At 54.2% G+C, this 26,037-nt stretch carries 24 protein-coding genes; 2 read left to right on the plus strand and 22 right to left on the minus strand.

The genetic code is table 11. The annotated features are described in order from the left end of the window. Nucleotides 1-43: 43 nt before the first annotated feature. Complete coding sequence (locus EBAPG3_RS00770) at nucleotides 44-961, minus strand: M23 family metallopeptidase (RefSeq protein ID WP_004180676.1); 918 nt, start codon at nucleotides 959-961, stop codon at nucleotides 44-46. A gap of 26 nt (nucleotides 962-987) precedes the next feature. On the opposite strand from EBAPG3_RS00770, the gene EBAPG3_RS00775 reads away from it, so the two are divergent. Together EBAPG3_RS00775 and EBAPG3_RS00785 are read left to right on the plus strand one after the other, a co-directional pair. After that, entirely contained in the window at nucleotides 988-1,446 is a 459-nt protein-coding gene (locus tag EBAPG3_RS00775; protein WP_004180678.1) for a DciA family protein, read from the plus strand. 596 nt (nucleotides 1,447-2,042) lie between these two features. Continuing rightward, nucleotides 2,043-3,137 (plus strand): PEP-CTERM sorting domain-containing protein, encoded by a 1,095-nt coding sequence (locus EBAPG3_RS00785; protein ID WP_004180682.1) that lies wholly within the window; start codon nucleotides 2,043-2,045, stop codon nucleotides 3,135-3,137. 128 nt (nucleotides 3,138-3,265) lie between these two features. Here the strand turns inward: EBAPG3_RS00785 and EBAPG3_RS00790 are convergent, their stop codons facing one another. From EBAPG3_RS00790 to EBAPG3_RS00890, 21 genes are all read right to left on the minus strand, one after another. Continuing rightward, nucleotides 3,266-3,625, minus strand: a complete 360-nt coding sequence (locus tag EBAPG3_RS00790; protein ID WP_004180684.1) for a hypothetical protein — start codon at nucleotides 3,623-3,625, stop codon at nucleotides 3,266-3,268. Between the two features lie 172 nt (nucleotides 3,626-3,797). Next, nucleotides 3,798-4,964 carry a cell division protein FtsZ gene (gene ftsZ / locus EBAPG3_RS00795; RefSeq protein WP_004180686.1) on the minus strand — a complete coding sequence of 389 codons (1,167 nt, stop codon included), beginning with the start codon at nucleotides 4,962-4,964 and terminating at the stop codon, nucleotides 3,798-3,800. 63 nt (nucleotides 4,965-5,027) lie between these two features. Next, a complete protein-coding gene (ftsA, locus tag EBAPG3_RS00800; RefSeq protein ID WP_040853198.1) occupies nucleotides 5,028-6,266 on the minus strand; it encodes a cell division protein FtsA in 1,239 nt (412 codons plus the stop codon). Nucleotides 6,267-6,279: 13 nt separating this feature from the next. Further along, complete coding sequence (locus tag EBAPG3_RS00805) at nucleotides 6,280-7,032, minus strand: cell division protein FtsQ/DivIB (protein WP_004180691.1); 753 nt, start codon at nucleotides 7,030-7,032, stop codon at nucleotides 6,280-6,282. Then, nucleotides 7,022-7,939 carry a D-alanine--D-alanine ligase gene (locus EBAPG3_RS00810; protein WP_004180693.1) on the minus strand — a complete coding sequence of 306 codons (918 nt, stop codon included), beginning with the start codon at nucleotides 7,937-7,939 and terminating at the stop codon, nucleotides 7,022-7,024. The genes EBAPG3_RS00805 and EBAPG3_RS00810 overlap by 11 nt, the downstream gene beginning before the upstream one ends. Further along, complete coding sequence (gene murB / locus EBAPG3_RS00815; RefSeq protein WP_004180701.1) at nucleotides 7,936-8,961, minus strand: UDP-N-acetylmuramate dehydrogenase; 1,026 nt, start codon at nucleotides 8,959-8,961, stop codon at nucleotides 7,936-7,938. The genes EBAPG3_RS00810 and murB overlap by 4 nt, the downstream gene beginning before the upstream one ends. Before the next feature lie 83 nt (nucleotides 8,962-9,044). Then, nucleotides 9,045-10,460 carry a UDP-N-acetylmuramate--L-alanine ligase gene (gene murC, locus EBAPG3_RS00820; RefSeq protein WP_004180703.1) on the minus strand — a complete coding sequence of 472 codons (1,416 nt, stop codon included), beginning with the start codon at nucleotides 10,458-10,460 and terminating at the stop codon, nucleotides 9,045-9,047. Between the two features lie 78 nt (nucleotides 10,461-10,538). Next, the gene (murG, locus tag EBAPG3_RS00825; RefSeq protein ID WP_004180706.1) at nucleotides 10,539-11,663 is read right to left on the minus strand and encodes an undecaprenyldiphospho-muramoylpentapeptide beta-N-acetylglucosaminyltransferase; all 1,125 of its coding nucleotides are present in this window, start codon (nucleotides 11,661-11,663) and stop codon (nucleotides 10,539-10,541) included. After that, the gene (gene ftsW / locus EBAPG3_RS00830) at nucleotides 11,653-12,816 is read right to left on the minus strand and encodes a putative lipid II flippase FtsW (protein ID WP_004180707.1); all 1,164 of its coding nucleotides are present in this window, start codon (nucleotides 12,814-12,816) and stop codon (nucleotides 11,653-11,655) included. Before ftsW ends, murG begins: the two co-directional genes overlap by 11 nt. After that, entirely contained in the window at nucleotides 12,816-14,246 is a 1,431-nt protein-coding gene (murD, locus tag EBAPG3_RS00835) for a UDP-N-acetylmuramoyl-L-alanine--D-glutamate ligase (RefSeq protein WP_004180709.1), read from the minus strand. The genes ftsW and murD overlap by 1 nt, the downstream gene beginning before the upstream one ends. A 13-nt stretch (nucleotides 14,247-14,259) precedes the next feature. After that, the gene (mraY, locus tag EBAPG3_RS00840) at nucleotides 14,260-15,345 is read right to left on the minus strand and encodes a phospho-N-acetylmuramoyl-pentapeptide-transferase (RefSeq protein WP_040853135.1); all 1,086 of its coding nucleotides are present in this window, start codon (nucleotides 15,343-15,345) and stop codon (nucleotides 14,260-14,262) included. A gap of 88 nt (nucleotides 15,346-15,433) precedes the next feature. Then, the gene (locus tag EBAPG3_RS00845) at nucleotides 15,434-16,801 is read right to left on the minus strand and encodes a UDP-N-acetylmuramoyl-tripeptide--D-alanyl-D-alanine ligase (protein WP_040853137.1); all 1,368 of its coding nucleotides are present in this window, start codon (nucleotides 16,799-16,801) and stop codon (nucleotides 15,434-15,436) included. Continuing rightward, nucleotides 16,798-18,387, minus strand: a complete 1,590-nt coding sequence (locus tag EBAPG3_RS00850; protein ID WP_004180715.1) for a UDP-N-acetylmuramoyl-L-alanyl-D-glutamate--2,6-diaminopimelate ligase — start codon at nucleotides 18,385-18,387, stop codon at nucleotides 16,798-16,800. The genes EBAPG3_RS00845 and EBAPG3_RS00850 overlap by 4 nt, the downstream gene beginning before the upstream one ends. Further along, nucleotides 18,384-20,120, minus strand: a complete 1,737-nt coding sequence (locus EBAPG3_RS00855; RefSeq protein ID WP_004180716.1) for a peptidoglycan D,D-transpeptidase FtsI family protein — start codon at nucleotides 20,118-20,120, stop codon at nucleotides 18,384-18,386. The genes EBAPG3_RS00850 and EBAPG3_RS00855 overlap by 4 nt, the downstream gene beginning before the upstream one ends. After that, the gene (gene ftsL / locus EBAPG3_RS00860) at nucleotides 20,117-20,431 is read right to left on the minus strand and encodes a cell division protein FtsL (protein WP_004180718.1); all 315 of its coding nucleotides are present in this window, start codon (nucleotides 20,429-20,431) and stop codon (nucleotides 20,117-20,119) included. The genes EBAPG3_RS00855 and ftsL overlap by 4 nt, the downstream gene beginning before the upstream one ends. 44 nt (nucleotides 20,432-20,475) lie before the next feature. Next, nucleotides 20,476-21,414, minus strand: a complete 939-nt coding sequence (gene rsmH / locus EBAPG3_RS00865) for a 16S rRNA (cytosine(1402)-N(4))-methyltransferase RsmH (RefSeq protein ID WP_227869311.1) — start codon at nucleotides 21,412-21,414, stop codon at nucleotides 20,476-20,478. A 19-nt stretch (nucleotides 21,415-21,433) separates the two neighbouring features. Then, entirely contained in the window at nucleotides 21,434-21,877 is a 444-nt protein-coding gene (gene mraZ, locus EBAPG3_RS00870) for a division/cell wall cluster transcriptional repressor MraZ (protein WP_004180722.1), read from the minus strand. Between the two features lie 646 nt (nucleotides 21,878-22,523). Continuing rightward, the gene (locus EBAPG3_RS00875; RefSeq protein WP_004180728.1) at nucleotides 22,524-23,405 is read right to left on the minus strand and encodes an N-acetylneuraminate synthase family protein; all 882 of its coding nucleotides are present in this window, start codon (nucleotides 23,403-23,405) and stop codon (nucleotides 22,524-22,526) included. Continuing rightward, nucleotides 23,402-24,238, minus strand: coding sequence for an SDR family oxidoreductase (locus EBAPG3_RS00880; RefSeq protein WP_004180730.1), 837 nt, complete (start codon nucleotides 24,236-24,238; stop codon nucleotides 23,402-23,404). Before EBAPG3_RS00880 ends, EBAPG3_RS00875 begins: the two co-directional genes overlap by 4 nt. Continuing rightward, entirely contained in the window at nucleotides 24,235-25,221 is a 987-nt protein-coding gene (locus tag EBAPG3_RS00885; RefSeq protein WP_040853141.1) for a Gfo/Idh/MocA family protein, read from the minus strand. Before EBAPG3_RS00885 ends, EBAPG3_RS00880 begins: the two co-directional genes overlap by 4 nt. Then, a complete protein-coding gene (locus tag EBAPG3_RS00890; protein WP_227869245.1) occupies nucleotides 25,218-25,985 on the minus strand; it encodes an acylneuraminate cytidylyltransferase family protein in 768 nt (255 codons plus the stop codon). Before EBAPG3_RS00890 ends, EBAPG3_RS00885 begins: the two co-directional genes overlap by 4 nt. Nucleotides 25,986-26,037: the final 52 nt, after the last annotated feature.

Consider the following 26,037-nt stretch of genomic DNA (forward strand, 5'->3'; position numbering starts at 1 on the left):
TGAGGTTTTTGGCCTCACCCCCGCAGCAGAGTATTAATCCGGCTCAACCAGGCATCTTCAAGAATCGTGACGGATTTTGCGGCAAGCCCTTGTGCCTGACTTCAAAATGCAGATGCGGGCCGGTGGAACGGCCAGTGCTGCCCACTTCCGCGATCTTCTGTCCCCGCACGACAACCTGGCCCACTTTGACCGTGCGCTTGGATGCGTGGGCATAACGGCTGACGAGATCATTGCCGTGGTCAACATCTATCATATTACCATATTCGGAATGGAAACCGGAATACACGACCACGCCTCCCGCGGCGGCGACGATCGGAGTACCCGTTGCGGCTGTGAAATCCACCCCTTCGTGGAAAACACTTCTTCCCGTGAAGGGATCGATGCGCACACCAAAACCGGAGGAGTACCATTTTGTACTGACCGGCATAATGGAAGGAAGCATTTTTTTCTTGAGCCTGTCTTGCATCAACACGGAATCCAAGGCACCAAACTTGTCGGCCCGATCATCCAGAATGAGCGACAGTTCCTGGATTTTATTGCTGACTTCCAGAAGTGACATTTCCTGAGACGGTAAGGAAGAAGCGACTCCTCCCTGCCCCGGACGCTGGTTGAACAAAAATTCCTGCGGCTTGATTCCTGACAATTCCGCCAGACGGGCGCCCACCGAATCGAGCCGTAGCAGTTGAGCCTGCATCTGGCCCATTCTGACCGCCATCGCGTTGAGGCTATCACGCAAATACGATTGGGTCTTTTGCTGTTCTTCCGCCTGCACGCTCAAAACCAGCGATCGCAAGGTGGGGCTGTCGATCTTGTCAGCGTAACGCAGGGAAAGATAATTCAGCGCCATCGCCAATAACACAGCGCTTAACAGGAATGCTCCCGCGGCAAGGGCAAGATGCAAGCGGGTTAAGGTCAGTGTTCGCGCCTTTGCCAAATTATTGGAAACTAGAATAATATTCATCTTTATTCCCTGATTGTCATTCAGCCATGGCCGCACGCAAGATTACTTTTTACCTCGGCGCCCTCAGCACTATGTCCGATCATCAACGGTTATTCGGCTACCTGGACAAACTAACCGCGATGCAACGGGTATTCATGGATATCGCTCCGCCGCAATTGGCTCAACGCTGCACTCTGGGCGGGTTCTTCGAAGGGAACCTGACCCTGTGTGCGCACAACGGTGCGATCGCAGCGAAACTCAGGCAAATTTTGCCGTCGTTATTATTAAAATTCCGGGCGAGAGGTTATGAGGTTACTGCAATTCGGGTTACTGTGCAAGCAGATTACCGTTCTGTTACAGGGCATGGGCTATCCGCAAACGGGCCAGCTGGAAAGCAGAAAATAGGCCAGGCCGGTGTGAAAAGCCTGATCGGACTGGCTGCGGAATTGCCTCCATCGCCTCTGAAAACGGCGGTCGAATCGTTGCTGAAGAAGCAGAACGATTAAAAATATGCCGAAAAACCATATGGCGGAAATAATATGGAAAGGGGGAAACAGCGCATGAATTGTAACCGCTTGCCTGCCTGAGTATCGCCCCAGCTGACAAAACGTGAGCCAGGCATTACATACTGATTGTTTTCTACCGTTTCCGTACTGGCAGTATTGCCAATTTCCAACCCCAAGAAGTGCAGTATGATGTTGCTTAAATCGAATGCGTCGGGCGTGAATAACTCTGCGGGGTACTTGAAGTCTAGCGACTTTTGCGGTGTGGTTCAGTTACCAAGCGCGTTCGTCCAGTTCCTCTTGCGTGAAGCGATTCATGTCACTGCCCTTGGGCAGCTACTGCCGCAGCAAGCAGTTGACACTCTCGTTGGTGTCCGCTGCCATTTCTCGCTCCTGATTGTCTTCCACCTAGCTCCGATTGCGTACATGACCAAATCCCTCCCCCGCCGATTCCGCGCTGGCTTGCCTACCTTGACCAGCACCGCTAACAGAGTGATGTGTTCCAATAGCTTGCGTTGTGCCCCTTACATGAATATGATCCCGATCATTGAAAGATCTTCTCAATTTGGGTTTAATAGTCGACCAAGGAGGAATTGGATATGCTTAAATTCTCAGTGTTGACTGTCGCGCTATCGATGGCGATTACGCCAGATATGGCCTCTGCTTCGGTCATTGGTTTTTTGGGAAATTTTGACGTAATCAATGATACCGGTAAAACCGCGCATGGCTTTGAAATTGATCTCGAAGGCCTGCATAGCTCCGATATCACCGACACGTTTGGCGGAGCTGGCCGAGGCTTTCCAAGTGGTCGCGGCTTTGACCCTTTAACAAGCGTAGAACGTTATGGCGCCCCTACTATTTCTGAGTACGCGAATGGTGCGACGTTCGGTACAAAAGTAACCTATCGCGGTCTTTTCGATGGGGCGAGCTGGGATTTCGGTACGCCAAGCGGAACTTTCATTACACCTGGAGATAATTGCTGGTCTGGTGGCGGCGTCGGTTATGGTCCAGGTACGCCTTGCGATCACTTTGGTGTCGGTACGACCCATAACGCAACCAAGACCACCTATAGCTGGCTGGTCGAGACTGCAACGCCCGGTGTATTGACCAATGGGGTTGTCAATCTTCCTGCGCCAGTTTGGAATGTAACTCCCTCACCCGTCCCCGCTGCACCCCCTGTGGTGGCAGCCCACATTCAGGCCCCTGCCCCCGAAAATAATGTTGAGTTTGGAGATGCGCTATGGGTTAAGGTTTTTACAACAGAGTTTGATGCTCCGGTTGGTCTGGAAGAGCTGGTGGGCGACAATTCCAAAATCAAGGAGGTCGAAAACCATACCGAAGTCGAGTGGGCATTATTGCAGATAGATAACAAGAATCCCGATGTCGGCATATTGGATAATGGAGGGGATGCTCCGGTCGGAGTGAATGCAGAATCGGTGATTCGTCGTTATGAATTCTACAATTATATAGGTGCGTATGATCCGGAAACTCATGAAGCAAAATTTATTAGAGACCCGGTTTTGGGCTATGGTGACTCAAACCCCGCCCCGAGCGACATCGGCAACTACTTGGGCGCTCAGAATGCAGCGGTCAACTTGAATATAGCTGTCGTGCCTGAACCGGAAACCTATGCCATGCTGTTGGCCGGTTTGGGCTTGTTGGGCTTTATGACACTTCGTCGCAAGATTGCTTAAGCTAGGGCCGCTTCGTATGTGGCTTTTCGTTTTTAGCACCTGAGCGTCTCTTCCTGTCACATTTCCACCTGTGGCGAAAGTCTAAGACATTTAATTCGAGCCTCGCCCCGGTTAGCTTTAACCTTTATTTACACATCAACAGATATCATGTTGGTCTCTATCTCATCTTTTACAAATGGTGGCGGCACCTCAAGTGGGACAATACGCACCTTGGCGTAAACTTCTCCGTTCATCACCTCCGTGTTTACCACTTCCCACTTGAAAGCAAAATTAAAGCTGACATCCTTGTGAAGCCTGTTAGCAAGGAATGTTCGAGCATTTGAACCAATTTTATCATCCAAGAGATCGGCATTTTCCATGAACGTAACGTCTAAAAACCAATGTGTATTCATCTCATGAGGCAGAAAATCGATAGATGCCGCTATGTTGAAGTATACGAATGAATCGTCCTTTGAATACCCAAGGGTACAATTTTTGAATTGAGCCATTTTGGTTCTCCCCTGTGTCGAATTAGGCATGCGTTATGCATACATACGAATGGAAAAAGTCTTTGTCAGCCAAGATTCAGCCTGTTGCCGTACACGTGAAGACGGCTTTGAAGCTAACACTCGACCGCACCTGACGGCTGTCCGATCCAGCCGGAGCCAACTTGCAAAATCCTTAATCCGCTTGTTTCCTCAAAAACGCCGGAATATCCAGCATATCCACTCCCGACTGTTTCATGGCTTCCACGGTGGCATCGCGCCTCCTGTTCGAACGAATCGCGGCGGGAGCATCCAGTTCCTTCCAGTTCACGGTGTCCGAGAACATGATGTTGTCCGTCCCGGTGCGTGTGTGAATCACACTCAGCGGTTTGGGCTGCATGCGGTTACCCACGCCGCCAAGGCCTGTCGCCACCATGGTGACCCGCAGGTTGTCCTGCATGTTCTCGTCGATCACGGTACCGACAATCACGGTGGCATCGTCGGCGGTAAACCCCTTGATGGTATTCATGACTTCGTGGACTTCCCGCATTTTCATTCCCGAGCTGGCGGTAATGTTGACCAGTATGCCACGTGCGCCGGAGAGATTCACATCTTCCAGCAGGGGGCTGGCCACTGCCTGCTCCGCCGCTGCGCGCGCGCGTTCGACACCTGCAGCAGTTGCGGAACCCATCATTGCCATACCCATTTCCGACATGACGGTTTTCACGTCAGCAAAATCAACGTTTACCAAGCCCGGGCAATTGATCACTTCCGCGATTCCCGCGACGGCGCCATACAGCACATTATTGGCGGCCTTGAATGCATCCAGCATGCTGACATCGTCGCCCAGCACCACCATCAGTTTGTCATTGGGAATCACGATCAACGAATCGACATGCTGTGACAGCGCTTCCATACCGGCCTGCGCTGCTTTAAGGCGTCTTCCTTCGAAGGAAAAGGGTTTGGTAACCACCGCCACGGTAAGAATATCCAATTCCTTCGCCACCTGCGCCACCACCGGCGCGGCGCCGGTACCGGTACCGCCACCCATCCCGGCGGTGACAAAGAGCATATCGGCGCCTTCAATCAGTTCCGCGATGCGGTCGCGGTCTTCCATCGCGGCGTCGCGTCCGATTTCCGGATTGGCTCCCGCTCCCAGCCCCTTGGTGATCGCGGATCCCAATTGCAACTGGGTACGCGCTTGATTACGCTTCAGTGCCTGGGCATCGGTATTGGCGGAAATGAACTCGACACCTTGCACCCCATTCTGAATCATGTGGTCCACCGCATTGCCGCCGCAACCGCCGATGCCAATGACCTTGATAACGGCTTCCTGAGTTTGTGTATCCATTATTTCGAACATGGCGCTTCTCCTTTAAAAATTGTTAGTTAAACTTTATGCGGGCTCCTGTTTTTTACGCCGCTGTCAAAAATTCCCTTGAAACCAGCTCTTCATTCTTTCAAGAATCCGCTTGAATGAGTTGCCCTGCAGCCTGGTATGCTGATGCCGCTGAAACTGCTCCATGCCGGCCATGATCAGCCCCACGCCGGTAGAACAGCGCGGCGTGAGCACCACTTCCGCCAATCCGCCGCGATAGTGCGGCAATCCCAGCCGCACCGGCATGTGGAATATCTCCTCGCCCAGCTCCACCATGCCATGCAGGGAGCTGCTGCCGCCGGTGATGACGATCCCGGACGAAAGCAATTCCTCGAAACCGCTGCGGCGCAACTCCGCCTGCACAAGGGAATAGAGTTCTTCCACGCGCGGCTCGATCACTTCCGCCAGCGTCTGGCGGGAAAGCTGGCGCGCGGCCCGCTCGCCCACACCCGCGACTTCCACCATTCCGCGCGGGTCGGCCATGCCGCGCAACGCGCAGCCGTAGCGGCACTTGATATCCTCGGCATCCTTGGTCGGCGTACGCAACGCCATCGCGATGTCATTGGTAATCTGGTCACCGGCAATCGGGATTACGGCGGTATGACGAATCGCGCCATGCGTGAACACCGCGATATCAGTAGTACCCCCGCCGATGTCCACCAGACATACGCCCAGATCTTTCTCGTCTTCCGATAGGACGGCCATTGCCGAGGCCAGCGGTTGCAACACCAGATCACGCACTTCCAGGCCGCAGCGGCGCACGCATTTCATGATGTTCTGCGCCGCGGACACCGCACCGGTAACAATATGCACTTTCACCTCCAGCCGTACGCCGCTCATGCCGATAGGCTCACGCACATCCTCCTGCCCGTCGATAATAAATTCCTGATTGAGGACATGGAGAACTTGCTGATCGTTGAGAATATTCACGGCCTTGGCGGTTTCCATCACGCGCTCGACATCCAGCTGCGATACTTCCTTGTCCTTGATTGCGACCATTCCATGGGAATTGAAACTCTTGATATGACTGCCGGCAATGCCGGTATATACCTCGCGAATTTTGCAGTCGGCCATGAGCTCAGCCTCTTCCAGCGCACGCTGGATCGCGCTCACCGTGGTCTCGATGTTGACGACGACGCCTTTTTTCAAACCGCGCGAGGGATGGCTGCCCATGCCGATAACCTCGAATCCGCCCTCGGGCTTTACCTCCGCGACGATGGCAATGATCTTCGATGTGCCGATATCGAGGCCAACGATCAAGTTCTTGTTTTCATTGATTCTACTCATCTGCTTCATGACCTTAATTTCGTGGAGCTTTCTTCCCGCCTGGCTTTTCCGTCATCCCTTCGGCTCGCACAGCGAAACCGTTGGGGTAACGCAAATCCACATGGCTCAATTGCTGGTTTAGTCGCGCAATGCTGTAGTCATGCGCCCGGGCATACCGCGCCAGCCTCGATTCCATCTGCTCGCGCCCGAGTTCCAGTACGATTCCATTATCCAGGTGAAGCTGCCAGGCACGACGGGGCGAGAGATTCACCCGCTCGATGCGCTGTTGCAAGGGCCGCAGCAATTCAGTAAAGACGGCGTATTGCCGCGCCATGTCATGCGAGCTCCCGGGCGGCCCATCGAATACAGGCAGTATTTCGTCAGACGCGGCGTTGAATGTTTCGCCATGCGTGTTCACCAATGCGTCACCGCCCCAGCGGGCCAGCGCGATATGTTCCTCGAGCGTCACTTCCAGGCTCTGCGGCCAGTGCCGCCGCACGCGTGCAACACGCACCCAGGACAACTTCCCGAACGCATGACGCATGGCATTGAGGTCAAGGGTGAGGAAACTTCCAATGAATTCGCTGTGAACCGCGCTTTCGATCTGTTCCCGTGTCACATGCCTCAGTTTGCCGTCACCGCTGTCGCTACCGCTGACACTCAGCGCCTTCACCGGCAATACCGGCAGACTCAGCGCCCACTGGCTGGCGGTATAAGCCGCCATCAACGCAACTAGCACAAATAGTGAATTGGCCAGCAAGTCCAGCGCCTGATGGTTATCCCACATGGGCCAGCTCCAGTATTCGCAGCACCAGGTCATCAAACGATATTCCGACCGCTTTTGCCGCCATCGGCACGAGGCTGTGGTCGGTCATGCCGGGCGAAGTGTTGGTCTCAAGAAAATAGGGTTTACCGGATTTATCCAGTATCACATCCACCCTTCCCCATCCTTCACACCCCAACGTCTGATGCGCTCGCAGCGCCTGCGCCTGAATTGCCTGCTCATCCGCGGCGGATAAGCCGCTTGGGCAAAAATACCGGGTATCGTCGGAAAGATATTTAGCTTGATAATCGTATAAGCCACCCGCGGTCTCTATCCGTACCAGAGGCAGCGGGGTCTCCCCGAGTATGGCGGCAGTCAGTTCCATGCCTTCGATGAACTGCTCCGCCAGCACCATGGTGTCGTGCCTTGCCGCTGATTCATACGCAGCCGGCAAGTGCGCCACGGCCTTGACCTTGCTCAAGCCGATGGTTGATCCTTCCCGGGATGGCTTGACGATCAGCGGCAAGCCAAGCGTTTTTACCACCGCGTCAAAGTCACTTTGGGCGTTGAGCAGAATGTGGCGAGGGGTATCGATCCCCGCCGCCTGCCACAGCAGCTTGGTACGCCATTTATCCATGGCCAGCGCGCTCGCCATGACCCCGCTGCCGGTATAAGGCAAGCCCATAAGCTCCAGGGCACCCTGCACGGTACCATCTTCGCCATAGCGCCCATGCAGGGCAATATGCGCCCGGTCAAAACCTTGTTGCAGAAGCGCCTCCATGTGGTGTTCAGAGGGATCGAAAGGATAAGCATCCACATTCTGGCGTCGCAGCGCGGCAAGTACCGCGTTACCGCTTTTGAGTGAAATCTCACGCTCGGCGGAACGCCCTCCCAGCAAAACTGCAACTTTTCCAAAATCAGAGCGACTCATGATCGATCATCCCCGATGAGGTTGTCAGTGGCAGACTTTTGAATCTGGCTGGATTCATGAGACGAGCCGATGATTCGCACTTCCTGCACCAGCTCAATCCCGGCCTTTTCCTTCACGGTTTCGCGCACCGCAGCAATCACCGCTTCAATTTCAGCCGCCGTGGCGTCGCCGGTATTTACGATAAAATTCGCATGCTTGAACGAAACCATTGCGCCACCGGCACGAAAGCCCTTCAGTCCGCATGACTCGATCAGCCGCGCCGCGTGGTCTCCCGGCGGATTGCGAAATACTGACCCGGCGTTGGGCAGATTCAATGGCTGAGTGCTGATGCGCCGAGCGAGCAATTCCTTGATCTTTTTGCGCGACGCCGCGTCTTCACCCCGCAACAACCTGAATCCGCCCCCCACAAACCATTCCTCACCGGAGGGATTGCCCCCCTTCTGATCCCTGGTGACCGACTCCAGCTTCAACATGACGTGCCGATAACCAATCTCATAATCCCCCGGCAGGCGTTCGCGCAGTTGACCTGCACGGTTGAGTATCTGCACGTGTTCGACAACTCCCCAGGTTTCAGCGCCATAACAACCCGCATTCATCGCCAGCGCTCCGCCCACCGTCCCGGGTATGCCCGCCAGAAACTCCGCACCCGCCAGACTGTGCAATGCCGCGAAACGCGCGACCTTCGCGCAGGCCACGCCCGCTCCCGCAACTATCAATCCTTCATGTTCATCGTGCTGCTCCAGCCGCAGATCATTAAGCCGTGCATGCAGCACAACGACGGTGCCGCGCACCCCGCCGTCGCGCACCAGAAGATTGCTGCCGAGACCCACCATATAAACGGGCTCGTCCTCCGGCAGACCGCGTATGAATTGAGCCAGATCGGCCAGATCGGCCGGTATATAGAGACGCTCCGCCTCCCCGCCCGCGCGCCAGGAAGTGTATTTTTTCATCGATTCATTCATGCGTATCTCCCCGCGAAGGGCACGCAACCCATGAGTCAATCTAATTTCCGACATGTCCATTCATGCATCCAGATCCAGCGATATATATCTCTTGTGGAGAAAAACAGGACGCCCGTTATCCTTTTCCGCGATCGCGGACATCCTCAGGGTTGGGATCCTTTAACGAGATCAGGCGCCACCGCTCCCACCGATCCCGCTCCCATCACCAATACGACATCATTTTCCCGCGCCACGCCATGTATGGCGGCGGGCAGCTCATCCACCGTCTCGACAAATATCGGCTCAACCTTGCCCAGCACTCTCAGCGCACGCGCAAGCGACTTGCTGTCGGCCGCGACGATGGGCGCTTCGCCCGCCGGGTACACCTCTGTCAATAGCAGCACATCGGTGGTGGAGAGCACTTTGACGAAATCCTCGAACAAGTCGCGGGTGCGCGAATAGCGGTGCGGCTGGAATGCCAATACCAGCCTGCGGCCGGGGAAGGCACCACGTGCGGCCGCGATGGTGGCCGCCATTTCCACCGGGTGATGACCATAATCATCGACCAGCGTAAAACTCCCGCTCCCATTCGCTTCCCCGCTTGCCAGCCTGACTTCACCGTAGCGCTGAAATCGCCGGTCCACACCCCGAAAATTTGCCAGCGCCCTGATTATGGCGGCGTCTTTCACGCCGATCTCGTTACATACAGCAATTGCCGCAAGCGCGTTCTGGACATTATGCAACCCCGGCAAATTCAATACGATCTTGAGCTTGCGGGTCTTGCCATTCAAGCCTACCAGCGCGGTAAAGTGCATCTGTCCTTCACCATGGCGAATATCGGCAGCACGGATTTGCGCGGCATCCGATAAGCCGTAGGTAGTGATGGGCTTGGTCACATCGGGCAGAATTTCACGTACGTTGGCGTCGTCCACGCACAATACCGCCATACCGTAAAAAGGCAGGTGTTGCAGAAAATCAACAAATGCCTGCTTGAGTTTGCTGACATCGTGACCGTAGGTTTCCATATGATCGGCGTCTATATTGGTCACAACCGCCAGCACCGGTTGCAAATAGAGAAAGGAGGCATCGGATTCATCGGCCTCGACCACGATAAACTCGCCCCCGCCCAGCTTGGCATGAGAACCCGCGGCTTCCAGCCTGCCGCCGATAACGAACGTCGGATCCATTCCCGCTTCCGCGAGAATGCTGGCGACAAGGCTAGTGGTCGTGGTCTTCCCATGCGTGCCCGCGATGGCGATTCCCTGGCGCAATCTCAGCAGCTCTGCCAGCATGATGGCACGCGGTACCACCGGTACATTTCGCTCGCGTGCGGCAATCACTTCGGGGTTGTCCGCGCTGATCGCCGTGGATGTCACCACTGCATCCGCCGCTGCAACATGGCTGCTCGCATGGCCCGAATGAATAATCGCGCCCAGTTTCTTCAAGCGCCGGGTAATCGCGGTGCTGGACAAGTCCGAACCACTCACCTGGTAACCCAGATTGAGCAGCACTTCGGCGATTCCGCTCATGCCGGAACCGCCGATGCCTACAAAATGCACATGCTTGACTTTATGTTTCATACCCGGATCTTGTGAAATGTGAAATAAAAGGTAGTGATTAAAAGATGACGGTTTCCTTCATTTTCCACATTTAAGTTCTCATGTCCTTGCCATTCCCATACATGCTTCCGCAACCAGCCGGGTAGCATCCGGTTTCGCCAGCTGGCGAGCGTTCATCGCCATTTCCAGAAGCGTCTCGCGAGTCAACCCCATCAGCAATTCCGCCAATCCTTGCGGGGTCAGTTCACTTTGCGGCAACAGCACTGCAGCCTTCCTGTCACTCAGGAATTTTGCATTCGTCGTCTGGTGATCATCCACCGCATACGGAAAAGGCACCAGAATGCTTGCCACGCCGGAAGCGGTCAGTTCGGCGATGGTGAGCGCCCCAGCCCGGCAAACCACCACATCACTATCGGCGTAACGGGCGGCCATGTTTTCAATGAACGTGACCAGATCACCTTCCACTCCCGCGTCGGCGTAATTCTTTCTCAATATGTCCAGATGCCTTGTGCCTGCCTGATGCGTCACCAGCGGGCGCAGTTCTTCAGGAACCCGCTTCAATGCCTGCGGCACGATAGTATTCAGTGCTTGTGCGCCCAAGCTGCCGCCAATCACCAGCAATCTCAATTTCCCGCTGCGCATGGCGTATCGCTTGTCCGGCGATTCCAACTGGCTGATTTCGCTACGCACCGGGTTGCCGGAAAATATCACCTTCCCGTCGCCCCTCATCACACCGGGGAACCCCAGCAGGACTCTGTCGGCAAGTTTCGCCAATATCCTGTTGGCAAGGCCTGGAATCGAATTCTGCTCATGTATAAGCAATGGCTTATTCAGCAAAAAAGCCATCAATCCACCGGGAAATGCCGGATAACCACCCATGCCCAGCACCACATCGGGACGCACCCGGCCTATCACCCTGGCGCTTTGCCAACATGCACGCAACAGGCGTAATGGAAGCGTGAGCCAAGTCGCAATGTTCTTCCCGCGCAAGCCGGAGAAACGAATAGTCTCCATTTCGTAACCTCGCTGCGGCGCCAGCGTTATTTCCATGCCTCGCTCCGTTCCCAGCCACACCACACGCCAACCCGCCGTTTTCATGTAATCCGCCACCGCCAGCCCTGGAAACACATGCCCGCCGGTCCCTCCCGCCATGATGAGAATGGTGGGGATCAAGCTGAATTCTCCGCACCGGCCCGGCGCTGCGGCGTTATGCTCATATCGCATACCCTTTCATCAGTTGCCGGTTTTCCCAATCCACCCGCATCAGCACCGCCAGCGCGACACAATTGGCGACAATACTGCTGCCGCCAAAGCTCATCAGCGGCAGAGTCAATCCCTTTGTCGGCAATACCCCCATGTTTACACCCATGTTGATCAAGGCTTGTACTCCCAGCCATACGCCGATACCCTGTGCCACCAGCGCGGAGTAATGACGCTGCCGCACAGCGGCCTGACGGCCTATTACGAATGCCCGTATCACCAGCAACGCAAACAGCATCGTTACTGTCATGACCCCGATGAAGCCAAGCTCCTCCGCGATCACCGCGAGCAGAAAGTCAGTGTGTGCCTCAGGCAGATAGAAAAGTTTTTCCACGCTCCCGCCCAGGCCTACACCCAGCCATTCGCCGCGTCCGAATGCAATCAGGGCATGGCTCAACTGATAGCCCTTGCCATAGGGATCGTCCCACGGGTCCATGAATCCAAAAAACCGCTGCATGCGATAAGGCTCCATCCAGATCAGCGCCAGCAGGCAGACGGCTAGAAAGCCGGTCAATCCCGCGAATAGTTTCAGGTCCATGCCGCCCAGAAATAGTATCGCCATCATGATGACGGTGATGACAACGAATGCCCCCAGATCCGGTTCGAGCAGCAGAAGCGGACCCACCATCAGCATGACGATCAACATCGGAAAGAAACCTTTGCGGAAACTATCAAGGTAAGCAGCTTTGCGGACGGTATAGTTGGCGGCGTAAAACACCACGAACAGTTTCATGAACTCCGATGGCTGCAGGTTCACGAGCAGCAGTGGTATCCAGCGCCGGCTGCCATTGACTTCGCGGCCTACCCCGGGAATCAATACCAGCACCAGCAGCACCAGTCCCAGCAAAAACAGGTGCAACGAATACTTCTGCCATGCGGACGCCGGCACCTGGAAAGCAATCAGCCCTGCCAGCAAACCCACTCCCAAGTAAGCTCCATGCCGGACAAGAAAATAGGCAGGATGGCCATTGGTGCCCCGCCCCGCTTCGGCGATGGCGATAGAAGCGGAATAAACCATCACCAGCCCCAGGCTCAGCAACAATATCGCGGACCAGATCAAGGACTGATCAAAATTGGGCAGGCTTCTCTGGTAATTGATATCGCTCTGGTAGATCATCAGCTGGATACCGTGTTAATCATGTCTGAGGCGCCGGTCTGCAGACCTCTTACCGCCGCAACGAATACCTCCGCGCGGTGCACGTAATTCCTGAACATATCGAGGCTCGCACATGCCGGTGACATCAATACCGCATCCCCGTTTCGTGCCAGCGCAAAACTTCTCCGCACGGCTTCTTCCATCGTTGTCGCGTGATGCAGCGGCACCCCGCAGTCCTCAATCGCGGCGTAAATTTTTTTCGCATCGCGCCCGATCAACACCACGGCACGCGCGTGTTGCGTGACTGGCTGTGCCAATGGCGAAAAATCCTGCCCCTTGCCATCGCCGCCCGCGATCAGCACCACGCTTTGCGCCATACCTTCCAGCGCCGCGACCGTTGCGCCCACGTTGGTGCCCTTGGAATCATCGTAGAACGTGACGCCACCGAACGCCGCCACCTTTTCCATGCGATGCGGCAATCCCCTGAATTCACGCAGGGCTTGCAGCAATGGCGTGAATGGCAGGTCGATGGCGCGGCATAACGCCAATGCCGCCAGAGCGTTGGCCGCATTATGCAGGCCGGTGACACCCAGCTCGCCGGTTTTCATCAAGCGGGTTTTCCCCTGCGCCAACCAGATGTCTTCACCCTCGTGGAGCAAACCAAAATCATTATCGCCAACCGGCATATCCAGGCCGAAAGTCATCTGCCTTCTATCGGTCAATGCCATCGCGCGTACAAGAGGATCATCGCGGTTCAAAACCTGAACGCCGCCGCCCCCATGACCATTCCTTGTACCTCCCTGAAATATTCTCGCCTTCGCAGCAGCGTAGTCGTCCATTCCCGCATAGCGGTCGAAATGGTCTTCACTTAGATTCAGCACTGTCGCCGCATCAGGATCAAGATTCCGGGTGACTTCCAACTGAAAACTGGAAACCTCCAGTACCCATGCCTGCGGCTGCTTTCCCGAATCTTCCCGCCGCATCAGCGCATCCAGCACCGCCGGGCCGATGTTGCCTGCCACTTCGACGTCCCATCCCGCTTTCCTCATCATCGTCCCCGTCATGGCGGTTACCGTCGTCTTGCCGTTGGAACCGGTAATGGCCAGGATTCTTGGTTTTTCCACGCCCGGTTGCTTGATTGCCAAAGCGAAAAGCTCCATGTCCCCCATCACGGTCACACCGTCCCTCACCGCCGCCTGCACCAGCGGCTCCGCCACCGGCACGCCGGGACTGATGGCGACAAGGTCAAGACCGGCGAAGACCTCGGCCGCATAGGCGCCGGTGAATATCCGGGCGCGGGGGAGGATCTGTTTTACACTTTCAAGACAGGGGGGTGCTGCACGGCTGTCAGCCGCACGCACATTCGCGCCCATACGCGACAGCCAGTTGACCATGGAGAGTCCGGTTTCACCCATTCCGAGCACCAGCACGGTTTTACCTCGCAAATTCATGCACTGATCTTCTTTATCTCAATTTCAACGACGACAATCCAAACAGCACCAGCATCATGGTGATGATCCAGAAACGCACCACTACCTGGTTTTCCTTCCAGCCCTTCAATTCGTAGTGGTGATGCAGCGGCGCCATGCGAAAAATACGTTTGCCGACCAGCTTGAACGAAGCCACCTGCAGCATCACGGACAAGGTTTCCACCACGAAGACGCCACCCATGATGAGCAGCACAATTTCCTGGCGTACTATCACGGTCACAATCCCGAGTGCGGCGCCAAGAGCGAGCGCACCGACATCACCCATGAATACTTCCGCCGGATAGGCGTTGAACCACAGAAAAGCGAGCCCCGCGCCCGCGAGCGCGCCACAGAAGACCGCCAACTCACCCGCATGGGGGATATGAGGAATGCCGAGATACTTCGCGAATACCGCGTGGCCAGCTACGTAGGCAAAGATTGCCAGGGCGCTGCTGATCATGACGGTGGGCATGATCGCCAGGCCATCGAGCCCATCAGTCAAGTTGACCGCGTTGCTGGTTCCCACGATGACGAAATAGGCGAGTGTCACAAAGCCGGCCACGCCAAGCGGAATTGCCACTTGCTTGAAGAACGGCACAATCATGGTGGTCTGCGCGGGCAGATCGGCCGTCAAGGCAAGGTATAGGGCCACCAAAACGGCAATTGCCGACTGCCAGAAGAGCTTTGCCCTGGCGGATAATCCCTTCGGATTGCGATACACCACCTTGCGGTAATCATCCACCCAGCCGATTATGCCGAAACCCAGCGTAGTCACGAGCACCACCCATACATAACGATTGCTCAGGTCCGCCCAGAGTAAAGTGGAGATGGCAATGGATACCAGTATCAGCGCACCGCCCATCGTGGGCGTGCCCGCCTTGACAAGATGACTCTGCGGTCCGTCATCGCGTACCGATTGGCCTATTTTATAGGCGGTGAGCTTGCGTATCATGGCGGGGCCGATGATGAACGAAATCGCCAGGGAGGTAAGTGCCGCAAGAACCGTACGCAGGGTGATATAGTTAAACACGTTGAATACACGAATATCCTTCGCTAGCCATTGAGCGAGTTCTAGCAGCATGGCGGCCACCCCGATAAGACTTCGTTCCTCGAAACCCGCAAGGAATCGGGCTGGATCCGCTTACTCATGATTTCAACATGATTAGAATTCATAATTCCAACTCCTTGACCACCCGCTCCATTTGCATAAAGCGCGATCCCTTGATCAGAAATGTCACATTGGCTGCCAGATGACTTTTTGCCTCGGCCAGCAATTCCTCGATCTTTTCGAAATGCCTTGCTCCCGGACCAAATTTTGCCGCCGCACAGGCGCTCAATTCGCCCAGCGCAAATAATCTGTCAACTCCTGCGAGACGCGCTTCCTCACCGATGCGCTCATGAAAATCCCGCGCGCTTTCGCCCAGCTCACCCATGTCGCCAAGCACCAGCATTTTCTTACCCGGTGCCTTTGCCAGCACAGCCAGCGCGGCTTTAACCGACTCGGGGTTTGCGTTATAGCTGTCGTCTATCAATATCGCGTCATGCAAGCCACGTTTTTTCTGCAGCCGCCCTTTTACTCCGCGAAACCCGCCGAGTCCTGACGCGATCACTTTTGCATCAATTCCCATGGCTACCGCTACAGCCGCCGCCGCCAGCGCGTTGCGCACATTGTGTTCACCTGGCACCTGCAATTTCACCTCTTCGGCTCCGTCAGGCAGAATCAACGTCATGCTGCTGCCAAGAAAATCGGACTGGTAGCGCGCGCTCACCTTGGGTTCTCCGCCAAGACCAAAATCCACCACCGTTCTGTTACCCGCGAGTTTTCGCCACAGCGGAGCGCTCGGGTCATCGGCATTGATGATGGCTATCCCGTGTGGATCGAGTCCCTCAAAAATCTCACCCTTGGCGCGAGCGACCGCCTCCAATGAACCGAGCCCTTCAACATGCGCCACTCCCGCGTTCGTGATCAACGCTACGCCGGGCTTTGTCAGCCTGGCCAGATACCCAATCTCGCCCGCATGATTCATCCCCATTTCGATCACCGCATAAATATGCCGCTGGCGCAATCGCAATAGCATCACCGGCACGCCGATGTCATTGTTAAGATTGCCTTCCGTCGCCAGTACCCGGTCTGAGCCATCCGCCCCGTCCGCCGCTCGCCGCAATATGGATGCGATCATTTCTTTTACCGTGGTCTTGCCGTTGCTGCCGGTCACTGCAACCACCGGAATACTGAAGCCACTACGCCAATGCGCGGCCAGTTGCCCCAATCCCAGGCGAGTGTTCTCCACCAGGATCAGGGGGATTCCCGATGCCCGGCTTTCAGCTGCTGATTCCAGACAAACCATTGCGGCGGCTGCACCCTTTTTCGTCACGTCGGCTAGAAAATCATGGCCATCGAATTTCTCTCCAGTCAGCGCGACAAATAAATCGCCGCTTCCCACCGTACGGCTATCGGTACTAACGGCTGTGAAGCGCGCATCTTGACCACGCCATTCGCCATGCAACGCCTGCGCCGCTTGCCGCACCGTCATCATGTTTGCATCGTTGCTCTGATTAAGTCCCGCAGCGCCTGTCTTGCGACCTCGGCATCGCTGAACGGGAATTTTTTGCCGTCCACTTCCTGATACGTTTCATGTCCCTTTCCCGCGATTAACACGACATCATTTTTTTGCGCGCTCAGAATCGCCCGGTAGATAGCCGACCTCCGGTCTTCTTCGATGCGGTAACTGGCACCCGCACCCGCCGCGATCTGGCCGATAATGACACCAGGATCTTCTTTCCGCGGATTGTCGCTGGTGATGATGACTTCATCGGCGAGGCGAGTCGCCACAGCGCCCATTAAAGGGCGCTTGCCGCGGTCACGCTCGCCTCCGCAGCCAAATACACAGATCAATTTAGGGAGCGCGGTTCCCGGTTTTTCACTTGCACCTGAACCGGCATGGAGAATTTCGCGCAATGCCACCAGCACTTTTTCCAGGGCATCCGGCGTATGAGCATAATCCACCACTATCAGTGGCTGATCATCCCCCCCTATCTGCTCCATTCTGCCCGCCACCGGCCGTACTTGCCGCAAGACCTGCACAGCGTCGGCGAGCCTGATGCCGCTGGCCAGCAAGGTAGCCAGCACTCCCAGCAAATTTGAAGCGTTAAAGCTCCCCACCACGTTCGTTGCAAATCTCGAATACTCGGTTTCAAACCCCGTTTCAAACTCGATATCAAACTCCAGCCCTTGCGGGCTTAGTTTGAGATTCCGGCCCCGTACCACCCTGAATTTTTCCGAACTTCGAGGCTGAAGCGCCGGTTCGGTAAATCCATACCCGATCACCCTGGTCTCCAAGTCTGAAAGCTGTTGCGACAATTCGACACCGTACGCATCATCAAGGTTGAGTACGGCATATTTGAGTGCAGGCCAATGGAACAATCGTGCCTTTGCGGCGGCATATGCTTCCATGCTGCCGTGATAATCGAGATGATCACGCGAGAGATTGGTGAATACCGCGACCGCGAATGTCGATCCGCTGATACGCCCTTGCACTATCCCATGCGACGACACTTCCATTGCCACGCACTGCGCGCCGCGCAACAAATAGTCCGCCATCTCCCGGTGCAACAGAACCGCATCTGGCGTGGTGTTGGCGGTCGATTCGAGTTCCCCGGGAAAACCGGCTCCCAACGTGCCGATGATTGCCGTCTTTTTGCCCAGCGCGGTCATGGCCTGGGCAATCCAATGACTGCAGGAGGTCTTGCCATTCGTTCCGGTAATGCCTATAAGCCAGAGTTTTTGCGACGGGTGACCATAAACATGATCGGCAATGGCGCCCGCCTGGGCTCGCAATCCGGCTATCGGTAAATTGGGCACTTGCCACTCGGGATCCCATGCGAAACCACGGCGTTCCCACAGTACCGCGTTTGCCCCCGCCGCTATCGCTTGAGGGATGTACCTGCGTGCATCCAGTTGTTCTCCGGCATATGCCAGAAAAGTATCTCCTGTCTTCACCATACGGCTATCCGTAACCAGGCTGCCGATTCTGACACCCAGATGATCAAGAGCGCGGAAATCAAAATGCGCCTTTGATCTGGCCGTGAATTTCGAATCTCCAACTCCGGATTCTGGGTTCATACATCACCCTTCAACTCTGGCACCGCGGTAAACGACATGACGTTATTGGCGGGCGCGTCATACGGAACGTTCCGCATGCGCAAGGCGCCCTCCATGACCCGGCTGAATACGGGCGCCGCCACCGCGCCGCCAAAATACTGGCCCGCGGACGGTTCATCCAGCATCACCGCAATGACAAATCGCGGACTGGAAGCTGGTGCATAGCCGACAAACGTCGATAGGTAACGGTTTTTTGCGTAACCGTTACCCTCCAATTTATGCGCCGTGCCGGTTTTGCCCGCTACCCGGTAACCATTGATCTGGGCTTTCGGTGCAGTACCCCCCGGTTGTGCCACCATCTCCAGCATCCTGCTCACCGCGAGAGCGGTATCCCGCGATACCACCTGCTTACCCGCCACGGGTGCATCAAGCCTCAATAGCGACACGGGCTTCAATTCACCCTCGGCGGAGAATAAGGTATATGCACGCGCCAATTGCAGCAGACTCACGGCAATTCCGTGTCCATAGGACATGGTGGCCTGTTCGATGGGACGCCAGGTGTGGTATGGACGGAGCCTGCCGCTCACTTCTCCGGGAAATCCTGAACCGGTGGAAGCGCCAAACCCGGAATCGCTCAGCATTTCCCATAACGTTTGCGGCGGCAGCGACAAAGCAATCTTTGCGGAGCCGACGTTACTGGATTTTTGGATCACTTGTGCCACTGTCAACGGACCTTCCTTATGCGCGTCGCGTATCGTGGCCTTGCCTATGGAGAACGTCCCAGGTCCAGTCTCAAATATGGTGTCGGGCTTTATTCCTCCCGCCTCCAGCGCTGCCGCTATGGTGAATGGCTTCAGGGTTGAACCGGGTTCGAATACATCGGTCAAGGCTCTGTTGCGGGCTCGCCCGCCATTCATTCGCGCGCGGTTATTGGGGTTGTACGCCGGCAGATTGACGAGCGCCAGCAACTCGCCTGTCTGCGCATCCAGCACCACAATCCCCCCTGCCTTGGCTTTGTTGGCTTCAACCGCCTGTTTCAATTCCCGGAAAGCGAGATACTGAATTTTGCTGTCTATGGACAGCGCTATATTTTGACCCGAGCGCGGAGCCCGGATACTTTCCACATCCTCGACCACACGTCCTTTACGATCCTTGATGACACGTCGGCTTCCAGGTTTGCCCGCCAGTTCATCCTGCCACGCCAGCTCTACTCCTTCTTGTCCGTTATCGTCGATATCGGTAAAGCCAAGCATATGAGCCGTCAACTCGCCCGCCGGATAATACCGGCGATACTCACGTTTAAGAAATACACCCGGCAGATTGAGCTCGACCACCTTGGCTGCAACTTCTGGCGACAAGTGGCGCTTCAGGTACACGAAATCACGCCGCATGCCAGGTTGGGAGTCGTCCAGACGCCTGCGAATTTCCTTGGTATCCATCTCGATCAGGCTTGCCAGTTTTTTTAATTGTTCCGGGGTTGCATTCATATCCTGTGGACTCGACCATACCGATTCCACTGGTGTACTGATCGCCAGCGGTTCCCCATGCCGATCCGTGATTATTCCTCGATCCGCGCTCATTTCGAGTGTGCGGCTGTAGCGCGACTCGCCTTTCTGCTGCAAAAAGCCGTTGTGCATCCCCTGCAAATAGGCCGCGCGCCCCGCCAATCCCATCAGGCCCAGCAGCAAGCAAGCTGCCAGCAAGCGCGAGCGTCCGGCTGGCAAGATAAGGCGCGGTGCATGACGAGGCATCATGGTTTCAGTGCCTCCAAGGAATCGACGGATTTGGCGGAATCAGCCACACTCGTCAATGAGACAACCTGAACGCGTGAGGCATCGGGCACCTGCATGTGCAGTTGTCCCATGGCGATTTTTTCAATGCGCGTATGCATCGCCCACGTACTCTGTTCGAGTTGCAGTTGTCCCCATTCCACTGCCAGCCGCCCCGCCTGCTCCTGTTCCCTTTCCAGTTCCACAAAAAGCTTGCGCGCCTTGTGCTGTGAAGTCACAACACTCAGCGCGCAGGCGATGAGGATTAAAGTTAATAGAATATTTATCCTGATCACGTCGGTCTCTCATTAGCCGTGAACACCACGATAGCGAGCTTCCACTAGGTTGTATTGACTCGCTCCGCCACTCGCATTACTGCGCTTCTTGCCCTGGGATTGAGCGCCAATTCGGTTGCACCCGGTCGTATCGCCTTGCCTACTAAACGCAATTTGTGATGACCCAGAAGCTGCACCTCTTTTTCTCGTAGCGGCAGTCTGCGCGGCAGCTTGTCGGGATTTGCCGATTCACGCATAAAGCGTTTCACTAGCCGATCTTCCAGAGAGTGGAAACTGATGACTACGAGCCGTCCTCCGGGATTCAGTATCTCCACGCATTGCGGCAAGGCCAGCGACAGCTTGTCGAGCTCTTGGTTGAGATAAATCCGTATAGCCTGAAAAGTGCGCGTCGCCGGATTCTGTTTTTCCCGGGTATGCTCGTGCGAACGCACGGCCGCCGCCACAATCGCAGCAAGCTGAAGGGTGGTAGCAACAGGCTGTCGCGCTCTTGCCGCAACAATCGCTCTTGCAATCTGTTTAGCAAACCGTTCTTCGCCATAGTTTCTTATCACCTCTTCCAAATGTACTTCAGAAGCGCAAGCCAGCCATTCTGCGGCGGTCTGTCCCTGGCTTGTATCCATGCGCATATCGAGCGGCCCGTCCAGCCGAAAGCTGAATCCACGCGACGCTTCTTCAAGTTGCGGCGAAGATACGCCCAAGTCCAGCAACACTCCATCCACCCGGTCTACGCTCAGCTGCCGCAACGCCTGCTCGATCCGCGAGAAACTGCCATGAATCATGTGGAAACGGATATCGTTGATTGCCTGTCCCGCCGCCAGCGCAGCCAGATCTCTATCGAGCCCGATCAGTCTGCCGCTTTGCCCCAATCGTTCCAGTATCATCCGGCTGTGACCGCCACGCCCGAAAGTACCGTCGATATATATTCCATCCGGCTTGATGGCCAGCGCATCCACCGCTTCATGCGGCAAAACCGTAACATGTATGGACGTCTCGACCACGCCATTACAGTGAAAAACCGTCAAGTTCTGCCGGAATACCGTCTTTGAAGGCGAGAGCATTATCCATTTGCAGATTCCATTTCTCCTCGTCCCACAATTCGAATTTCGCACCCTGTCCCACCAGCACCACGTCTTTGCTCAGACCGGCAAACTGACGCAAGAGAGGGGGTACCAGTATGCGCCCGGCGCCATCCATATCCACATCACAGGCATTACCAATCAGAAGACGCTGCAGACCACGGATTTGTGGATTAAAACTGGAAAGACTGTTGAGCTTTTGCTCCAGAGGCTCCCATACGGGTTGCGGATATACCAGCAGGCACCGAGAGGGATCAGCGGTTACAACCAGACGGCCGGCACAAAAGGACATAAGTCCCTCACGGTATTTCGCGGGCACCGCGAGTCTACCCTTGTTATCCAGACTGATAGGTGTGCCGCCGCGAAACATCTTGTTCCCTTATTTTTTCGGAGGAAATAGATATTATAATTTCCCCACTTTCTCCCACTTCTACCCACTGTAATTAAAAACAATGGTGAAGTCAAGGGAATACAGGACTTTTTTGTTATGCGACAACGACTTAAATTCAAAATTGACGAAAACTCATCAATTAGCAAATAAGTCATGCAAATAAAGGAGATATACAAACATATTAATGTGGTTTTTCCTCATAAAACATTGCAGGACGCCACGACGAATACAGCGTGGTACTTCAAAAATCAACGCGGGGATTTGTTGACACATGGTGAGAGGGAGGGGCAACCGTCGTAATGCGCAGTGCCTTAACCCGGATATTTCACCAGACCGGCCCCAAGATTGTCGGAAGCGGGATGTAACGGTACTTGGCCGATAGTCAGGATTTATCCAGTTTGTACCGCCAGTCTTTCGGTGAGGTATCCAAGTTGCAAATCAGCAGCAGATTTGACCGGATTACAGTATCGAATTTTGATCATGCAAAAATCATATAAAGACAGAATGAACGAAAAATGGGAGCAAAACCACCTATCTCGCTGCCTGAGTTTGATCGCTATATAGTTAACATCCTACTGTTGTGGTGCTTTATTGTGAAGCATCGCTATCTCAGTTATCGCCTGTTCTAGGCACGTTTTTTCCATTTTAGCTTTTTCCGCTGAGGGAGTTCAATTTCAAGGATCTCTTGATTTTTGTATCTCAGAGCCTTGTAAACATTTCGTAAATCCCGAGCCATCCGACGTAAACCATCGGGCTCCAAAGAGGCTGAGTGGTCGGTTCCTTTCCAGGTGCGATCAAGGGTAAAATGCCTCTCGATGATCTGAGCACCCAGGGTATAAGCAGCAACGTCGATACAAATTCCATTGTGGTGGCCTGAAAATCCAATTCCACCAATACGGGACTGATAGGTTTTGATCAACCTCTGGATCTCAAGTAGGCAAACATCCTCTGGAGGAACGGGATAGCCCGAGGTGCAGGCATAGAGGACTAAGCTCTTGGCTCGGCCCTTCTTTTCGAATAATTCCACAATTGCATTTTCTTCCTGATGCGTTGTCATTCCAACCGAGATGTCAATCTGGCCGGAATAGTGGGCACAAATATAACTCAAAAGTTCCTGGTTCGTATTGGTGGCCGACGGGATCTTTAAATAAGCGGGATCCAACGACAAAATCTCTTTCGCCGCCGTGATATCCCAAACTGAGCAACCATAGCCGATTCCCAGTTCATCGCAATAACGCTTGAGCTCCCGGTGTTGATCGAGATCAAACTCTAGAAATTTACGGTGCTCCCCATAGGTATCACCGTAGGAATGCATTGGATTGGGATGTGGAGAATGATACTCTTCGTGAGTGAGAAGCTCATGGGTGGTCCGTTTTTGAAATTTAACAATATCGACGTTACAAAATTCTTTGGCAGTTCTGATAAATGTTTTTGCAATTTCAAAATCACCTTTATGGTTGCAGCCCACTTCGGCCACGACAACGGGTTTCTGATAAGACGTATTCATAATGCTGTCCATCCTCCATCAATGATTAGGTTTGCTCCAGTCATGTAACTGGAAGCGTCTGAGGCTAAAAAGATAACCGCTCCTTGGTATTCATTTTTGTTCGACATGCGACCAAGAATGGTTCGTGATGAATAATTTTTTATGAATTCATCGTCATGATGATTCCAAACCCCGCTGGGCGTGAGTAGATTTACCCGGATGGATGTATTCAGGTAATAGGCAGCCAAGAATTTTGTCAATCCCAGCAGGCCGGCTTTGCACACGGAATAAACGGCGGGCTTATAAGTTTGGTGGTCTTGGCCGGCTTTTTTATATATACGTTGATCGGGTCCCACGAGTCCATAATTGGACCCTAGAAAAATAACGGATCCCTTCCCTGATTTCTCCATTATTTTGCACGTAGCTTGGGAAAGTAAGAAGGCACCGGTTAAATTAACATCGAGAGACGACTGCCAAAGCTCTTCTGGGAATTCGGTAAATTTTGAGAAACGGCCAGTATTGGAAGCCTTGTCAAATTTCGGATCAATAGCGGCGCTATGGATGACTGCATCGATCCGATTGAACCGGATTTCACATAGTTCGGCCACGGATCGGCAAGAATCTGCGTCCGTCACGTCCAAGACTTGGATCCATGTTTTTGTAAGCGGATAGATGGAGGCAATTTCACTTTTGAGACATTCGAGGGTATCTTTATTTAAATCTCCAAGTACCAGATGAGCGCCAGCCGATGCAACCGCCAAAGCGAATTCTTTGCCAAGGAGACCGGTAGCGCCGCTGATGAGTACCACGCGACCGGTAAGATCAAAAGGGGTGCCGCTGTAGGCTTGATTCATAGCGTGACCACCTGATGGGTTCGGATGGATTTTTTTGCTGCCAGAGCCGTTTGTAGAACATCAATACCGTCCTGCAAGGTGACCCGGGGGAGTGATTCTCTGGAGAGGCCCTCAAGAAATTCCCGCATCATGGATAAAAATAAATCATTTCGATCCCAGGCGGGGGGTAATTCGATCTGATCCAGGATTTGCCCATTTTGTTTCAGGGTGGTGAGACGAGTAGGATAATCCCAGTCCACAATAGACTTTTCAGCAACGATATTCATATGGCGCACGGGTGGTTTTCGCCAATAGTCCATTCGGAGTTGAACACAGACGCCTTGCACAGTTTCAAAAGTGATGAGAGCCATGTCTTCCGCTGTCAGTTCGAGAGAAGTTCGGTGCCCTCCGATAGCGTAGATGGCCTTTGGTTTCCCAAAAAGCCAATGCAAATAATCCAACTCATGGATGAGAGTTAGAACAACACCCCCGCCCTGATCGGCGCGAGCTGCATAACTTTGCCGATAATCTTCCCAGGGGTGCCAGTCGGGCAAGTATTCGCCCAGATCCACCTGCACTGAATAAACCTTTCCAAGTTTATCCTGATTGATCCACTCATTGATTTTCTGCAGCCCGGGATGCATGCGGAGCTGGCATCCCACCAAAACCTTCGACACATGGGACGTTAAGTATGGGGCCAGTTCGTACACGCTTTGTTCTTCGTGGGCGATGGGCTTTTCAACATAAATATGAGCCCCCGTCTTGAGGGCTTTGATAAGGGTTTCCAAATGAAAAGAAGTGGGGTTGGCCACCACCACAAGATCGAATTTTTGAGTGAGTGCAAGATCGAGATCTTGGAAAACGGTAATGTTTTTTGGAATAATTTCCTTGGGGGGAGGATGATTCCGGGTTCGCACCACTCCGAGTTCGTGAACTCCGAGCGTATGCAGGTTATTGAGATGCCTGGCCCCAATAGACCCGAGGCCCACCACTAGGGCTCTCAAAGGGTATTCTCTCGTTGTTCGAGCAGGAGCTCAGCCCGTCGGAATGAAGATTCATCATCGATATCGATGGAATCTTTGCTCTCGATTCTCAAAGGTAAGATGAGAGTTCCTGTAAGGGAATTTTTTTCTAGAATAGTTCGGGTACGAATTAAGTCGAGATAGCCAATCTGCCAATAGACTTTGGGCAAACTTTGCCTGGGCTCGTTGAACGGCTCGCTGACTCCGGGGATACTCAATAGAGGACGCATAAAGCCATCTTCTGCGATGGTCCACATTTTGTAAGGATTCTGCTCGGGCTCGACGACGCCCCGAACTGAATCGGCCTCCGGATTTTTTCTCAGAAGCTCCACGGCTTCTTCTATTTTTGAAACGCTTCGGAAAGGAGAAGTGGGGCGAAACTGAAAAATGGCATCGGGAAGGGGAATTCGATTTTGCTTGAGCCATTCGAGGAAATGCTGAAATACAGGCAGATCCCTCGTGTCATCTTGGGCCAGCCTGCCGGGCCTTAAGAAGGGTACCTCGGCTCCAGCGTTTCTGGCGACGTCGGCAATGCGTTGCGAGTCGGTGCTAACGAAGGTTCTTTGAATGAAAGGACATTTGAGAGAGATTTCAATGGAATAGACAATCAGAGGGATTCCTCGCAAGGGGCGGATATTTTTATGCGGTACAGCTTTTGATCCTCCACGTGCAGGAATGAGTGAATAAATCAACATTAGTAAAGCATAAAGTAAATAATTACAATAAGTCAAAAACTGTAGCAGCACCGATTCCCGGTTAATTTTATCATCAGAAAGATAATTTATTAATCAATATCCT

Origin of the sequence: Nitrosospira lacus, assembly GCF_000355765.4 — a bacterium.
Classification (GTDB): domain Bacteria; phylum Pseudomonadota; class Gammaproteobacteria; order Burkholderiales; family Nitrosomonadaceae; genus Nitrosospira; species Nitrosospira lacus.

Bases quoted from the DNA above. Each gene is read 5' to 3' on its own strand.
- EBAPG3_RS00770 (WP_004180676.1), bottom strand. From the start codon at position 961: ATGAATATTATTCTAGTTTCCAATAATTTGGCAAAGGCGCGAACACTG.
- EBAPG3_RS00775 (WP_004180678.1), top strand. From the start codon at position 988: ATGGCCGCACGCAAGATTACTTTTTACCTCGGCGCCCTCAGCACTATG.
- EBAPG3_RS00785 (WP_004180682.1), top strand. From the start codon at position 2,043: ATGCTTAAATTCTCAGTGTTGACTGTCGCGCTATCGATGGCGATTACG.
- EBAPG3_RS00790 (WP_004180684.1), bottom strand. From the start codon at position 3,625: ATGGCTCAATTCAAAAATTGTACCCTTGGGTATTCAAAGGACGATTCA.
- ftsZ (WP_004180686.1), bottom strand. From the start codon at position 4,964: ATGTTCGAAATAATGGATACACAAACTCAGGAAGCCGTTATCAAGGTC.
- ftsA (WP_040853198.1), bottom strand. From the start codon at position 6,266: ATGAGTAGAATCAATGAAAACAAGAACTTGATCGTTGGCCTCGATATC.
- EBAPG3_RS00805 (WP_004180691.1), bottom strand. From the start codon at position 7,032: ATGTGGGATAACCATCAGGCGCTGGACTTGCTGGCCAATTCACTATTT.
- EBAPG3_RS00810 (WP_004180693.1), bottom strand. From the start codon at position 7,939: ATGAGTCGCTCTGATTTTGGAAAAGTTGCAGTTTTGCTGGGAGGGCGT.
- murB (WP_004180701.1), bottom strand. From the start codon at position 8,961: ATGGACATGTCGGAAATTAGATTGACTCATGGGTTGCGTGCCCTTCGC.
- murC (WP_004180703.1), bottom strand. From the start codon at position 10,460: ATGAAACATAAAGTCAAGCATGTGCATTTTGTAGGCATCGGCGGTTCC.
- murG (WP_004180706.1), bottom strand. From the start codon at position 11,663: ATGCGATATGAGCATAACGCCGCAGCGCCGGGCCGGTGCGGAGAATTC.
- ftsW (WP_004180707.1), bottom strand. From the start codon at position 12,816: ATGATCTACCAGAGCGATATCAATTACCAGAGAAGCCTGCCCAATTTT.
- murD (WP_004180709.1), bottom strand. From the start codon at position 14,246: ATGAATTTGCGAGGTAAAACCGTGCTGGTGCTCGGAATGGGTGAAACC.
- mraY (WP_040853135.1), bottom strand. From the start codon at position 15,345: ATGCTGCTAGAACTCGCTCAATGGCTAGCGAAGGATATTCGTGTATTC.
- EBAPG3_RS00845 (WP_040853137.1), bottom strand. From the start codon at position 16,801: ATGATGACGGTGCGGCAAGCGGCGCAGGCGTTGCATGGCGAATGGCGT.
- EBAPG3_RS00850 (WP_004180715.1), bottom strand. From the start codon at position 18,387: ATGAACCCAGAATCCGGAGTTGGAGATTCGAAATTCACGGCCAGATCA.
- EBAPG3_RS00855 (WP_004180716.1), bottom strand. From the start codon at position 20,120: ATGATGCCTCGTCATGCACCGCGCCTTATCTTGCCAGCCGGACGCTCG.
- mraZ (WP_004180722.1), bottom strand. From the start codon at position 21,877: ATGTTTCGCGGCGGCACACCTATCAGTCTGGATAACAAGGGTAGACTC.
- EBAPG3_RS00875 (WP_004180728.1), bottom strand. From the start codon at position 23,405: ATGAATACGTCTTATCAGAAACCCGTTGTCGTGGCCGAAGTGGGCTGC.
- EBAPG3_RS00880 (WP_004180730.1), bottom strand. From the start codon at position 24,238: ATGAATCAAGCCTACAGCGGCACCCCTTTTGATCTTACCGGTCGCGTG.